Here is a 13,469-nt window from a genome sequence, read left to right as displayed (position 1 = left end):
AATTCAAACATGAAGCCGGCATTGACCGATGTCCTGTAGGAGCTGCCGCAGGCTGCGATCTTTTGCCTTGGCCTTGGAAGATCAGGAGCAAAAGATCGCAGCCTGCGGCAGCTCCTACAGGGATCGGGGTGTTTTTGAGTTTTGTGGACACCACTGAAACTTGTGGGAGCTTGCCTGCAAGCGATTACGGTAGATCGGACAGCAAAAAAAACGGCACCTTTCGGTGCCGTTCGCTGTTCACAGTTCAGACTTATTTGCGAGCATCCGCCCACGATTTCAGCAGTTGGTTGTAGCTCACGGTCTCGCCCTTCGGCTTCTCGTTGGCCAGCTTCGGTTTCGGTGCGCCCGGCTGGTCGAACCAGTATTGCGCGTCGCGTTCCGGGTTCATTTTCGGGGCGCACACCGCTTGGGCCTTGGAGCGTTCGAGACGGGTCATGATTGCGTCCTGATCCTTGGCCAGGCCGTCCAACGCCTGTTGCGGAGTCTTCTCGCCGCTGGCCGCTTCGGCGATGTGGCTCCACCACAGCTGCGCCAGACGCGGATAGTCCGGCACGTTGGTTCCGGTCGGGGTCCATTGCACGCGGGCCGGGCTGCGGTAGAACTCGACCAGACCGCCGAGTTTAGGCGCCAGATCGGTCATCGCCTGCGAGTTGATGTCCGACTCACGAATAGGCGTCAGGCCGACGATGGTTTTCTTCAGCGACACGGTTTTCGAAGTGACGAACTGGGCGTACAGCCACGCCGCCAGCTTCTGTTTCTCAGGCGTGGATTTCATGAACGTCCACGAGCCCACGTCCTGATAGCCGAGCTTCATGCCCTCTTCCCAATACGGCCCGCGCGGCGACGGCGCCATGCGCCATTTCGGCGTGCCGTCGGCGTTGACCACCGGCAGGCCCGGTTTGGTCATGTCGGCGGTGAACGCGGTGTACCAGAAGATCTGTTGGGCAATGTTGCCTTGCGACGGCACCGGGCCGGACTCGGAGAAGGTCATGCCCGCTGCTTCCGGTGGCGCGTAGGCCTTGAGCCAGTCGACGTATTTCTGCGTGGCGAACACTGCCGCCGGGCCGTTGGTGTCGCCGCCGCGGGTCACGCTGGAACCGACCGGGTGGCAGTCCTCGACGCGAATCCCCCACTCGTCCACCGGCAAGCCGTTGGGCAGGCCCTTGTCGCCGCCACCGGCCATGGAGAACCAGGCATCGGTGAAGCGCCAGCCCAGCGACGGGTCTTTCTTGCCGTAGTCCATGTGGCCGTAGACGCGTTTGCCGTCGATTTCCTTGACGTCTTCGCTGAAGAATTTGGCGATGTCTTCATAGGCTGACCAGTTCACCGGCACGCCGAGTTCGTAGCCGTACTTCTCCTTGAACTTGGCTTTCAGATCGGCGCGTTCGAACCAGTCGGCGCGGAACCAGTACAGGTTGGCAAACTGCTGATCGGGCAGTTGATAGATCTTGCCGTCCGGCGCGGTGGTGAACGAGATGCCGATGAAGTCCTTGATGTCGAGGGTCGGCGAGGTGAAGTTCTTGCCTTCGTTGGCCATCAGGTCGGTGATCGATTCGGTCTTGCCGTAGCGAAAGTGCGTACCGATCAAGTCCGAGTCGTTGACCCAGCCGTCGTAAATGTTCTTGTCCGACTGCATCACCGTCTGCATTTTTTCCACCACGTCGCCTTCTTGCAGCAGGTCGTGGGTGAGCTTGATCCCGGTGATTTCGCTGAAAGCCTTGGCCAGCACCTTGGACTCGTATTCGTGGGTGGTCAGGGTCTCGGAAACCACTTTGATTTCCATGCCGCGAAACGGCTCGGCGGCCTTGATGAACCACTTCAATTCTTCGAGCTGCTGCTCGGCCGTCAGGGTCGACGGTTTGAACTCGCTGCCGATCCATTTTTTCGCAGCGTCTTCGTAGGCATCGGCCCAGGCAGATGCGCTCAAACCGCTGAGTGCCAGCAAGGCTGCCAATGAAATGCTATGTCGCAGCTTATTGTTTTTGTCGAACATAGAGACCTCCAGTTTGAGTTACGGAGCACGATTGCCGAGCGACTCGACTAGCCCCAGCGCATCACAACCAACAGCCACACCAGAGACAGCGCGGACGCTACCCAGATGCTCCAGTCGGTGACGCCGATTACCAGCAGATGCAGGTAGGCGCTGCCGAGAAGACCGATGAACAAGCGATCACCACGGGTGGTGGCAATCGGCAGAAAACCTCGCCGCAGGATGCTCGGCGAGCGCAATTCCCAGGTGGTCATGCCCACCAGCAACAGGCCGATGGCGATAAAGAACCCCGCCGTGGGGGTGGTCCAGCTCATCCATTCCATCATGCGTTCCTCAGACCCGACCGAGGGCAAAGCCCTTGGCCACGTGGTTGCGAACAAACCAGATCACCAGCATGCCCGGCAGGATGGTCAACACCCCCGCCGCCGCCAGCACGCCCCAGTCGATGCCGGAGGCCGACACGGTGCGGGTCATCACCGCGGCAATCGGCTTGGCATTCACCGAAGTCAGCGTGCGCGCCAGCAGCAGTTCGACCCAGGAAAACATGAAGCAGAAAAACGCCGTGACGCCGATGCCGGAGCCGATCAGCGGGAGGAAAATCTTCACGAAGAACTTGGGAAAGCTGTAGCCGTCGATGTACGCGGTTTCGTCGATTTCCTTGGGCACCCCGGACATGAAACCCTCAAGAATCCACACCGCCAGGGGCACGTTGAACAGGCAGTGCGCCAAGGCCACGGCGATGTGCGTGTCGAACAGCCCGATCGACGAATAGAGCTGGAAGAACGGCAGCAGAAACACCGCCGGCGGCGCCATGCGGTTGGTCAGCAGCCAGAAGAACAGGTGCTTGTCGCCAAGGAAGCGATAGCGCGAAAACGCATACGCCGCCGGCAGCGCCACACTCAGCGAGATCACCGTGTTCAGGCTGACGTAATACAGCGAATTGAGATAACCGGTGTACCAGCTCGGGTCGGTGAAAATCACCTTGTAGTTGTGCCAGGTGAAATCCTGCGGAAACAGAGTCAACCCACCGAGGATTTCGGTGTTGCTCTTGAACGACATGTTCAGCAGCCAGTAGATCGGCACCAGCAGAAACAGGATATAAACCAGCAATGGAATCAGCTTTCTCTTGCTCATGGCCGGGCCTCAGCGGTTGGCGTCGGAATGGGTCATGGCGGTGTAGAACAGCCACGAGACCAGCAGGATGATCAGGAAGTACACCAGCGAGAACGCCGCTGCCGGCCCCAGATCGAATTGGCCGACCGCCATCTGCGTCAAGGTCTGACTGAGGAAGGTCGTGGCATTGCCCGGCCCGCCACCGGTGAGCACGAACGGCTCGGTGTAGATCATGAAACTGTCCATGAAGCGCAGCATCACCGCGATCAGCAGCACGCTTTTCAGCTTCGGCAACTGGATGTGCCTGAACACTGCCCAGGCCGAGGCGCGGTCGATCCGCGCCGCCTGGTAATACACGTCGGGAATCGCCCGCAGCCCGGAGAAACACAGCAGTGCCACCAGCGAAGTCCAGTGCCAGACGTCCATCACCAGCACCGTGACCCAGGCGTCCATTGTGTTGGCCGCGTAGTTGTAGCTGATGCCCAGCGCATTCAGGCTCGACCCGAGCAGACCGATGTCGGCGCGACCGAAGATCTGCCAGATGGTGCCAACCACGTTCCACGGGATCAGCAACGGAATCGCCAGAATAATCAGCACCACCGACGACCAGCGGCCCTTGGTCGGCATGGTCAGGGCGACGGCAATACCCAGCGGGATTTCGATCAACAGCACGCAGGCCGAATAGATGAACTGGCGCAGCAGCGAGTCATGCAGACGCGGATCCAGCAGCACCTGCTTGTACCAGTCGGCGCCGACAAAGTAGCGGCTGGACTGGTCGAAGATGTCCTGCACCGAGTAGTTGACCACGGTCATCATCGGGATCACCGCACTGAACGCCACCAGCAGAAACACCGGCAACACCAGCCACCAGGCCTTGTTGTTCTGCACCTTGTTCATGGCTGCACCTCTTCATCGGCTTCAAGCAGAAACTCATCGGCATAGACCATCAGCCACTGTGCCGGAAAACTGATGTACGCCGTGCCCTGCGGTACCGGTTTGTCCTCGGCCAGACGCACCTTCAGCGGCGCGCCATCGAGGTCGAGGGTGAGGATCTTGTAGGTGCCGAGGTCTTCGACGTGTACCACCCGCGCCTGCATCGCCTCGTCGAACGGCTCGTCCCAGACATGGATGAACTCCGGGCGGATGCCGACCTTCAGATTTTTCCACTGACCATGTTCGATATGCCGTTGCAAGGCGTCGGACAGTGGCAAGTGCGTCGAAGCGAAACCGACCCCGCCCGGCTGCGGCTGCACCTCGATCAGGTTCATCCCCGGGCTGCCGATGAAGTAGCCGACAAAGGTGTGGCTCGGCCGCTCGAACAACTCCCGGGGCGTGCCGAACTGCACGATCTGCCCGCCGTACATCACCGCGATCTTGTCGGCGAAGGTCGAAGCTTCGAGCTGATCGTGGGTGACGTAGACCATGGTGATGTTGAACTGCTCGTGGATCTGCTTGAGCTTGCGTCGCAGCTTCCACTTCAGGTGCGGGTCGATCACCGTCAGCGGCTCGTCAAAAAGGATCGCCGAGACGTCGTCGCGCACCAGGCCACGGCCCATGGAGACTTTCTGTTTTTCGTCGGCGGTGAGGTTGCGCGCTTTCTTGCTCAGCAGGTTTTGCAGGTCAAGGACTTCGGCGATTTCCTGCACCTTGCTGTGCACTTTCGCCTCGGCCATGCCCTGATTGCGCAGGGGGAAGGCGAGGTTATCGAACACGGTCATGGTGTCGTAGACCACCGGGAACTGGAAAACCTGGGCGATGTTGCGCTTCTCCGGGGTCAGGTCGTTGACCGCTTTGCCATCGAACAGCACATGCCCCTGCGAGGGGCTGAGCAGGCCGGAAATGATGTTGAGCAAGGTCGATTTGCCGCAACCCGACGGGCCGAGCAAGGCATAGGCGCCGCCCTGCTCCCAGATGTGATCCATCTCGCGGATCGCGTAATCGTCAGGCCCACTCGGGGTTTTGCTGTAGCTGTGGGCGAGGTGCTGCAAACGGATTTCGGCCATCAGGCAACCCTCGCGACACGTTGGCCCGGTGCCTGCACCAGACGGCCCTGCGCATCGAACACGAACAGTTTGTGAGTCGGGATATAGATGCGGATCGGCGCATCGACGTCGTATTCGTGAACCCCCGGCAGGTGCAGCACCAGCAGGAAATGCTCGTTGCGCACATGCAGGAAGGTTTCCGAGCCGCTGATCTCCGCCACTTCGACGGTGACTGCCAGTTCCAGATCGTCATCGTTGCTCGGTACCAGCGAGATATGGCTGGGGCGCACACCAAAGCGAAACTCGCCCTCGCCCACCGGGCGCAGGTCGACGTTCAGCGGGAAGTGCACGAAGTTGGCGAAGCTGACTTCGTTGCCGGCAATGCGCCCGGGCATCAGGTTGATCGGCGGTTCGGAAAACAACTCCGCCGCCAGCACGGTTTGCGGCTGGTGGTAGACCGAGGTCGACGGGCCGCTCTGGATCACCCGGCCCTCGTGCAGAATCGTCGTGGTGCCGCCCAGCGCCAACGCTTCGTTCGGTTCGGTGGTGGCGTAGATCGCGATGGTGTGGCGCAGCTTGAACAGCTCGCGCATTTCCTGGCGCAGTTCTTCGCGCAGCTTGTAATCGAGGTTGACCAGCGGCTCGTCGAACAGAATCAGCTCGGCATCCTTGACCAGCGCCCGGGCCATCGCCGTGCGCTGCTGCTGGCCGCCGGACAGCTCCAGCGGATAGCGCTGCAGGAACTTCTCGATGCGCAGCATCTTCGCCGTTTCCAGCACCTTGCTGTGGATGATGTCCTTGGCAATACCGGCCTGACGCAACGGCGAGGCGATGTTCTCGAACACGGTCATGGTCGGGTAATTGATGAACTGCTGATAGACCATCGACACGTTGCGCAGGCGCACCGGGCGCAGGGTGACGTCGACGCCGTTCATCAGGATGCGTCCGCTGTCGGGCTTGTCCAGACCAGCCATCAGGCGCATCAGGCTGGTCTTGCCCGACAGCGTGCGGCCGAGCAGAACGTTGAAGGATCCGGGTTCGAATTTCAGACAGGCATCGTCGATCCAGGTCTGGCCCTCGACGGTGCGGCTGACGTGCTCCAGGGTGAGTGACATGGCTCGGCCTTTTTTATTATTGGAGTCAAGCGACCTGTGCAGCAGAGCGACATTCGTGCCAGAAATGGCAAGTGGTTGATTTGTGGTGAAAATCGTTGAAACCGCGGGGAATGGGCGTTCATTGCTGAACACATTTGAACAGTTGGGCGATTGACAATGAACAATTGTGAACAACACTCTATGGACTGTTCACGCACCCTGCAGGAGCTGCCGAAGGCTGCGATCTTTTGATCTTGTTGTTAAAAACAAAAGTAAAAAGATCGCAGCCTTCGGCAGCTCCTACAGGGGAAATGTGTGGGTCATAACAATAATAAAAACGCTGCATCAGAGGCTGACTGCCATGGCCGCACCTGCCCCGCCGCTGTCCCACGACGCGATCGTCCAGAGTTCCTGGCAACGTTGCCGCGCCTTCGGTCTCAACCATCAAAGCGCTCCGGCCTTCGATCAGTTGCCTGCGGCCGGCATCGCACAGTTGCTCGACAGTCACCACGCGCTGGTGCAGACCACCCATCAGGAGGTGCTGCCGTACTACGAGAACATCCTCAGCAACTCCAACTGCCTGATCATGCTCGCCGACCATCAGGGCCAGGTGCTGACATCCTGGGGCACTCAGCGCTTTATCGAGCCGAACCTGGCCCGGGGCTTTCGCGCCGGAGCGAGCTGGATGGAGCGCTCCAGTGGCACCAATGCGATCGGCACCGCGCTGGCCTGCGAACAGGCGGTGCACATCGAGCACGATGAGCACTTCCTCAAGGCCAACCGCTTCATGACCGGTTCCGCCGCGCCGATTTTCGATGCCGAGCGCAAGGTCATCGCGGTGCTCGACGTGTCCAGCGACAGCTATCTGCCGCCCTCGCACACCCTGGGCATGGTCAAGATGATGAGCCAGACCGTGGAGAACCGGCTGATCCTCAACCTGTTCCACGGCCAGCACTTTCAACTGACCTTCAACACCGGGTTGAACAACCTCGACAGTCAGTGGGCCGGTTTGCTGATTTTCGATGAGAGCGGTCAGGTGCTGTCGGCTAATCGCCGGGCGGACAATCTGCTCGGCGTGCGCCTGTCGCGGGTCAGTGTCGAGAGCCTGTTCAACGTGTCGCTATTGGAGCTGTTGAATCAGCCTGACGGATTGCCGTTCGCCCTGCAGACCTCCGGGCGCAACCGTTTTCAGTGTTTGCTGAAGCGGCCGAAACAGGCACCGATTCAGCCCCGGGTATTTGCCGAACCCAAGCCCGCCGCAGCGACGACCAAACTGCCGGGAACGATCAGCCTCAGTTCCCTGCACTTTGGCGACAGCCGCGTGGAGAAAGCCGTACGCCAGGCCGAACGCCTGCTGGAAAAAGACATCCCGCTGCTGATCCACGGTGAAACCGGGGTCGGCAAGGAAGTCTTCGTCAAAGCCCTGCACCAGGCCAGCTCACGCAGCAAACAGGCATTCATCGCCGTCAACTGCGCGGCAATCCCCGCCGAACTGGTGGAGTCGGAACTGTTCGGCTATGAAAAAGGTGCGTTCACCGGTGCCAACCAGAAAGGCAGCATCGGCCTGATCCGCAAGGCTGACAAAGGCACGCTGTTCCTCGATGAAATCGGCGACATGCCCTTGCCGACTCAGGCGCGGTTGTTGCGGGTGTTGCAGGAGCGCTGCGTGCAACCGGTGGGCAGCAGTGAGCTGTTCCCGGTGGATCTGCGGATTATCTCGGCGACCAATCGCTCTTTGCGCGAACAAGTGCAACTGGGGCGGTTTCGTGAGGACTTGTACTACCGCATCGGCGGTTTGACCCTGGAATTGCCGCCACTTCGCGAGCGCAGCGACAAGCAGGCGCTGTTCAAACGGCTGTGGGAACAGCATCGCGAACCGACGCAGTGGGCCGGGCTCAGCCGTGAAGTGCTGGAGCTGTTCGAGCGACACCCGTGGCCGGGCAATCTGCGTCAGGTCAGCAGCGTGATGCAGGTGGCGCTGGCAATGGCCGAGGAACAACCGGTGCGGCCGGAGCATCTGCCGGATGACTTTTTTGTCGATCTGGAGATGGAGCCGGTGGAGAGCGTGCCGCCGCTGGGGCTGGATCTGAATGATGTGGAGGCGTTGAACCGCGAGTTGAAAGCAGCCGGGGGGAATATTTCGCATCTGGCGCGGCGGTTGGGGGTTAGCCGCAATACGCTCTACAAGCGCTTGCGCCAGGCGGAGAGCTGACTGCTGCGCGGTCAATCGCGAGCAGGCTCGCTCCCACAGGGGATGTGTGTGAGCAGGCTCACTCCCAGGGGGGATGTGTGTGAGCAGGCTCGCTCCCACGGGGGATGTGTGTGAGCAGGCTCACTCCCACGGGGGATGTGTGTGAGCAGGCTCGCTCCCACGGGGATGTGTGTGTGAGCAGGCTCGCCCCCACGGGGGATGTGTGTGAGCAGGCTCGCTCCCTGGGGGGATGTGTGTCGCGCAACGATCCACTGTAGGAGCGAGCCTGCTCGCGAAGGCATCAGCCCTGTCACTGCAGTACTTGAGCCATGCGCATAAACAAAAACCCGCACAAGGCGGGTTTTGTTTTTTATCGATCAAGCAATCAGTCAGCCAGACGCCAGGTCGTGCCGCCCTTGCCATCTTCCAGCACCACGCCCATGGCGGTGAGCTGGTCGCGGATGCGGTCGGATTCGGCCCAGTCCTTGCCGGCGCGTGCCGCCAGACGTGCAGCAATCAGCGCATCGACTTCAGCCGCATCGACACGCCCTTCGGCGCCTGCCTGCAGGAAGTCATCGGCTTCCAGTTGCAACACGCCCAGCACGCTCGCCAGTTCTTTCAGACGCGCCGCCAGACCGGCCGCCGCATCGAGATCGCTCTCGCGCAGACGGTTGATCTCACGCACCATCTCGAACAGCACCGCGCAGGCTTCCGGCGTGCCGAAGTCGTCGTTCATCACCGCGGTGAAACGCTCGACGAACGCTTCGCCGCCGGCCGGGGCAACGCTCGGCAGGCCTTTCAACGCGTGGTAGAAACGCTCCAGAGCGCCCTTGGCGTCCTTGAGGTTGTCTTCCGAGTAGTTGATCGCGCTGCGGTAGTGACTGGACACTAGCAGGTAACGCACGACTTCCGGGTGGTACTTGTCGAGCACGTCGCGAATGGTGAAGAAGTTGTTCAAGGACTTGGACATCTTCTCGCCATTGATACGAATCATGCCGCAATGCATCCACGCGTTGGCGTAGGTCTTGCCGGTGGCCGCTTCGCTCTGGGCGATTTCGTTTTCGTGGTGCGGGAATTCGAGGTCGCTGCCGCCGCCATGAATGTCGAAGGTCTCACCGAGGCAGCAGGTGGACATCACCGAGCACTCGATGTGCCAGCCCGGACGCCCGGCGCCCCACGGCGATTCCCAGCTCGGCTCACCCTGCTTGGCGGCTTTCCACAGCACGAAATCCAGCGGGTCTTCTTTCGACTCGTCGACTTCGATGCGCGCGCCGATGCGCAGGTCTTCGATCTTCTTGCGCGACAGCTTGCCGTAGCCCATGAACTTGGCGACGCGGTAGTACACGTCACCGTTGCCCGGAGCGTAGGCGTAGCCTTTGTCGATCAGGGTCTGGATCATCGCGTGCATGCCCGGAATGTGATCCGTGGCGCGCGGTTCCATGTCCGGCTTCTTGATGTTCAGGCGTGCTTCGTCTTCGTGCATCGCGGCGATCATGCGCTCGGTCAGCGCTTCGAACGATTCACCGTTCTCGTTGGCACGATTGATGATCTTGTCGTCGATGTCGGTGATGTTGCGCACGTAGGTCAGGTCGTAACCGCTGAACCGCAACCAGCGGGTCACCAGGTCGAACGCGACCATGCTGCGGCCGTGGCCGAGGTGGCAGTAGTCGTACACGGTCATCCCGCACACGTACATGCGCACCTTGTTGCCATCCAGCGGCTTGAAGACTTCTTTGCTCTTGGTGAGCGTGTTGTAGATCGTCAGCACTTTATATTTCCTTGACGCTAAATCACTGGCCCCACGAATCACGCAGGGTCACGGTACGGTTGAATACCGGCTGACCTGGTTTCGAGTCCTTGATGTCGGCGACGAAGTAGCCTTCGCGCTCGAACTGGAAACGGTCTTCCGGCTGTGCGTTGCCAAGCGATGGCTCAGCACGACAACCGGTCAGCACTTGCAGTGAGTCAGGGTTGATGTTGTCGAGGAAACTCGCGCTGTCTTCGGCCTTCTCCGGGTTCGGCGAACGGAACAGGCGATCGTACAGACGCACTTCGCACTCGATGCTGGCAGCTGCCGGCACCCAGTGGATCACGCCTTTGACCTTGCGGCCTTCAGGGTTCTTGCCAAGAGTGTCCGGATCGTACGAGCAACGCAGTTCGACGATGTTGCCGTCGGCGTCCTTGATCGCTTCGTCGGCGCGGATCACGTAGCTGCCGCGCAGACGCACTTCGCCGTTCGGCTCCAGGCGCTTGTAGCCCTTTGGCGGTTCTTCCATGAAGTCATCGCGGTCGATGTAGATTTCACGGGCGAACGGCAGCTGGCGCACACCGAGTTCTTCTTTCTGCGGATGACGCGGCAGTTCGAGGTTCTCGACCTGACCTTCCGGGTAGTTGGTGATCACGACTTTCAACGGACGCAGCACGCACATGGCGCGCGGCGCGTTCGCGTCCAGATCCTGACGGATGCTGAACTCGAGCATGCCGAAATCGACCACACCATCGGAACGGTTGGTGCCGATCATGTCGCAGAAGTTGCGGATCGACGCCGGCGTGTAGCCACGGCGACGGAAGCCCGACAGCGTCGACATGCGCGGGTCGTCCCAGCCGTTGACGTGCTTTTCATCGACCAGTTGCTTGAGCTTGCGCTTGCTGGTGATGGTGTAGTTCAGGTTCAGGCGGCTGAACTCGTACTGGCGCGGGTTGGCCGGCACCGGCAGGTTTTCCAGGAACCACTCGTACAGCGGACGATGGCTTTCGAATTCCAGGGTGCAGATCGAGTGGGTGATGCCTTCGATGGCGTCCGACTGACCGTGGGTGAAGTCATAGTTCGGATAGATGCACCACTTGTCACCGGTCTGGTGGTGATGGGCGTGGCGGATGCGGTACATGATCGGGTCGCGCAGGTTCATGTTCGGCGAGGCCATGTCGATCTTCGCGCGCAGCACACGAGCGCCGTCCGGGAACTCACCGGCACGCATGCGCGCGAACCAGTCGAGGTTCTCTTCCACCGAACGGTCGCGGAACGGGCTGTTCTTGCCCGGCTCGGTCAGGCTGCCACGGTATTCCTTGGCCTGCTCAGGCGTCAGGTCGTCGACGTAGGCCTTGCCGGCCTTGATCAGCTCCACTGCCCAGTCGTGCAACTGGTCGAAATATTGCGAGGCGTAGCGCACTTCGCCGGACCACTCGAAGCCCAGCCATTTGACGTCGCTTTCGATCGCGTCGATGTATTCCTGGTCTTCCTTGGCCGGGTTGGTGTCGTCGAAACGCAGGTGCGTGACGCCGCCGAACTCCTGGGCCAGGCCAAAGTTCACGCAGATCGACTTGGCGTGGCCGATGTGCAGGTAGCCGTTGGGCTCAGGCGGAAAACGGGTGACGATCTGGGTGTGCTTGCCCGAGTCCAGGTCTGCCTGGATGATCGGCCGCAGGAAATTGACCGGCACGGCAGGGCCGGACTTGGCATTCGAGGTAGGGTCGACAGTGGGCTTGCTCATAGGATCCTTGACTTACATGTGCGCGGCCGCAAAGGGGGCCAGACAAAACAAAGCCGCTATCATAGCCGATGCTGTCAAGGGGCTGACAGAGCACGGCCTATAAAGGAGCGCATTTAATCGCCGGGATGTGAAAAACAGCCTCGAAATTCGCGCCTGTCACGCTAAACTGCGCACCTTGGCCCACGGGCTGAACCGGTAACGGGCCGAAATGTCCCATTACCCACGAATTCCTTATAAAACGCTTCATTGAAAAAGAGCACCGATCATGACTCAAGTCAAACTGACCACCAACTACGGCGACATCGTCATCGAACTGGACGCTGAAAAAGCGCCGATCACCGTTGCCAACTTCCTTGAATACGTTAAGGCCGGTCATTACGAAAACGTAGTCTTTCACCGTGTGATCAAGGGTTTCATGATCCAGGGCGGCGGCTTCCAGCCTGGCATGCAGGAAAAGAAAGACAAGCGTGCCAGCATCCAGAACGAAGCTGACAACGGCCTGAAGAACGAGAAGTACACCCTGGCCATGGCCCGCACCATGGACCCGCATTCGGCCTCGGCGCAGTTCTTCATCAACGCCACCAACAACAGCTTCCTCAACCACACCGCCAAGACCGCTCAGGGCTGGGGTTATGCCGTGTTCGGTAAAGTGGTTGCAGGTACCGACGTCGTCGACAAGATCGAAGGCGTTGCCACCACTTCCAAGGCCGGCCACCAGGACGTACCAGCAGACGACGTGATCATCGAGAAAGCCGAGATCATCGAAGCGTGATATTGCTGATTTCAGACTTGCATCTGGAAGAGGAGCGCCCGGACATTACCCGGGCGTTTCTGGATTTGCTCGCCGGACGCGCCCGCTCGGCGAGTGCGTTGTACATTCTCGGCGATTTTTTCGAGGCGTGGATTGGCGACGACGCCATGACGCCCTTCCAGCGTTCCATCTGCCAGGCCCTGCGCCAATTGAGCGACAGCGGCACGGCGATCTTTCTGATGCACGGCAATCGCGACTTCCTGCTCGGCAAGGCTTTCTGCAAAGAAGCCGGCTGCACGCTGCTGAAGGATCCGAGTGTCGTGCAGTTTTACGGCGAGCCGGTATTGCTGATGCACGGCGACAGCCTGTGCACCCGCGACGTGGGCTACATGAAACTGCGGCGCTACCTGCGCAACCCGATCACCCTGTTCGTCCTGCGCCACCTGCCGCTGAGCACCCGCCACAAACTGGCGCGCAAGCTGCGCAGCGAAAGCCGCGCGCAGACGCGGATGAAGGCCAATGACATCGTCGATGTCACGCCGGAAGAGATTCCGCGGATCATGCAGCAATACGCGGTGAAAACCCTGATTCACGGCCACACCCATCGTCCGGCGATTCACAAGCTGCAGCTCGGCGATCAGGCAGCGAAGCGGATTGTGCTGGGGGACTGGGATCGTCAGGGTTGGGCATTGCAGGTGGATGAGAACGGGTTTGCCTTGGCGCCGTTCGACTTCGCCCCACCGCCAGCCCTGCCCGCTCCCGCGATCTAAAAGCCAGGATCAAAAGATCGCAGCTGCGGCAGCTCCTACACTGGAATTCGTTTCCCTGTAGGAGCTGCCGCAGGCTGCGATCTTTTA

The 13,469-nt window shown here is 60.3% G+C and carries 11 protein-coding genes; 3 read left to right on the top strand and 8 right to left on the bottom strand.

The annotated features are described in order from the left end of the window. Positions 1–250: 250 nt before the first annotated feature. From BW33_RS05505 to BW33_RS05480, 6 genes are read right to left on the bottom strand one after another with little or no spacing between them, the layout of a single operon-like run. Positions 251–1,993: an ABC transporter substrate-binding protein gene (locus tag BW33_RS05505; RefSeq protein ID WP_047597580.1), complete on the bottom strand. Its 1,743-nt coding sequence runs from the start codon at positions 1,991–1,993 to the stop codon at positions 251–253. Between the two features lie 47 nt (positions 1,994–2,040). After that, entirely contained in the window at positions 2,041–2,313 is a 273-nt protein-coding gene (locus BW33_RS05500; RefSeq protein ID WP_027614647.1) for a DUF2160 domain-containing protein, read from the bottom strand. Positions 2,314–2,323: 10 nt separating this feature from the next. Next, positions 2,324–3,124: a carbohydrate ABC transporter permease gene (locus BW33_RS05495; protein ID WP_047597577.1), complete on the bottom strand. Its 801-nt coding sequence runs from the start codon at positions 3,122–3,124 to the stop codon at positions 2,324–2,326. A 9-nt stretch (positions 3,125–3,133) separates the two neighbouring features. After that, positions 3,134–4,000: a carbohydrate ABC transporter permease gene (locus BW33_RS05490; RefSeq protein WP_007961995.1), complete on the bottom strand. Its 867-nt coding sequence runs from the start codon at positions 3,998–4,000 to the stop codon at positions 3,134–3,136. After that, positions 3,997–5,106 (bottom strand): ABC transporter ATP-binding protein, encoded by a 1,110-nt coding sequence (locus BW33_RS05485; RefSeq protein WP_047597573.1) that lies wholly within the window; start codon positions 5,104–5,106, stop codon positions 3,997–3,999. The genes BW33_RS05490 and BW33_RS05485 overlap by 4 nt, the downstream gene beginning before the upstream one ends. Further along, positions 5,106–6,200, bottom strand: a complete 1,095-nt coding sequence (locus BW33_RS05480) for an ABC transporter ATP-binding protein (protein WP_047597570.1) — start codon at positions 6,198–6,200, stop codon at positions 5,106–5,108. Before BW33_RS05480 ends, BW33_RS05485 begins: the two co-directional genes overlap by 1 nt. A gap of 340 nt (positions 6,201–6,540) precedes the next feature. Here BW33_RS05480 and BW33_RS05475 point away from each other — a divergent pair, with 340 nt between their 5' ends. After that, on the top strand, positions 6,541–8,391 hold the full coding sequence (locus tag BW33_RS05475; RefSeq protein ID WP_047597569.1) for a sigma-54-dependent Fis family transcriptional regulator: 1,851 nt from the start codon (positions 6,541–6,543) through the stop codon (positions 8,389–8,391). Between the two features lie 364 nt (positions 8,392–8,755). On the opposite strand, the gene cysS is transcribed toward BW33_RS05475, so the two are convergent. Then, the gene (gene cysS, locus BW33_RS05470) at positions 8,756–10,138 is read right to left on the bottom strand and encodes a cysteine--tRNA ligase (protein ID WP_047597567.1); all 1,383 of its coding nucleotides are present in this window, start codon (positions 10,136–10,138) and stop codon (positions 8,756–8,758) included. A 22-nt stretch (positions 10,139–10,160) separates the two neighbouring features. Continuing rightward, on the bottom strand, positions 10,161–11,861 hold the full coding sequence (locus tag BW33_RS05465; protein ID WP_047291683.1) for a glutamine--tRNA ligase/YqeY domain fusion protein: 1,701 nt from the start codon (positions 11,859–11,861) through the stop codon (positions 10,161–10,163). A 265-nt stretch (positions 11,862–12,126) separates the two neighbouring features. Between BW33_RS05465 and BW33_RS05460 the strand changes: the two genes are divergently transcribed. Further along, positions 12,127–12,633 (top strand): peptidylprolyl isomerase, encoded by a 507-nt coding sequence (locus BW33_RS05460; protein ID WP_047597562.1) that lies wholly within the window; start codon positions 12,127–12,129, stop codon positions 12,631–12,633. Then, positions 12,630–13,382: a UDP-2,3-diacylglucosamine diphosphatase gene (gene lpxH, locus BW33_RS05455; RefSeq protein ID WP_047597559.1), complete on the top strand. Its 753-nt coding sequence runs from the start codon at positions 12,630–12,632 to the stop codon at positions 13,380–13,382. Before BW33_RS05460 ends, lpxH begins: the two co-directional genes overlap by 4 nt. The last annotated feature ends 87 nt before the right edge of the window (positions 13,383–13,469 follow it).

The sequence above is a fragment of the Pseudomonas sp. RIT288 genome (assembly GCF_000631985.1).
Taxonomy (GTDB): domain Bacteria; phylum Pseudomonadota; class Gammaproteobacteria; order Pseudomonadales; family Pseudomonadaceae; genus Aquipseudomonas.
The sequence above is the reverse complement of the archived record's forward strand: the minus strand, read 5'-3'. Positions and strand labels throughout refer to the sequence as shown.